This window comes from Pseudomonas sp. EL_65y_Pfl1_R83, from assembly GCF_963970695.1.
GTDB classification, from domain to species: domain Bacteria; phylum Pseudomonadota; class Gammaproteobacteria; order Pseudomonadales; family Pseudomonadaceae; genus Aquipseudomonas; species Aquipseudomonas tritici.
Genome location: NZ_CAXAQI010000299.1, coordinates 1 through 494, shown reverse-complemented (window position 1 = coordinate 494; position 494 = coordinate 1). Strand labels below are relative to the sequence as shown.

The window sequence follows — 494 nt, the reverse complement described above, 5'->3', positions numbered from 1 at the left end:
CCAGCTGCCCGGCCGCACGAAGCTTGGCACGCGTTCGCCAAGCGCGCGGTCCCAGCGCTGGTAGAGCGCGGGGAGGGCGGGCAGGAACACCTCGCGCAAATAGCTGAGCGCGGTTTCGACTTCGTCGGTGACGTACAGCCGCTCGCGGCGCAGCACGCGCGTCTGCCACAGCAAGGCGATCTGGCGCAGGATCGCTTCTTCGACATCGTCGCCATCGGGGGTTTCCGTGGCGCCGCCGTCGCGCAGCAGCATCAGCGCGGCGATGCGGTTGCGGTGGTCGATCATCGATTTGCGGCGCACTTCGGTCGGGTGCGCGGTCAGCACGGGGGCGATCAGCGCGTGATCGAGCAGGTGCATCACCTGTGCCTTGTCGATGCCCTCGCCCGCCAACCGGTCGAGTGCTGCGGCAAGATCGGCTCCGCGTTCGGCGGCGACGCCCTGGCGATCCTCGGCGAGATTGGCGAGCATCGAGAACAGCATGAAGCCGCGCACGA

Annotated in this window: 1 protein-coding gene; it reads right to left on the bottom strand. The window is 68.6% G+C overall.

All coding sequences use genetic code 11. From position 1 onward, the window contains the following. Nucleotides 1–494 (bottom strand): phosphoenolpyruvate carboxylase (locus tag AACY08_RS28975; RefSeq protein WP_339472513.1); only part of this gene is annotated, 494 nt, incomplete at both ends.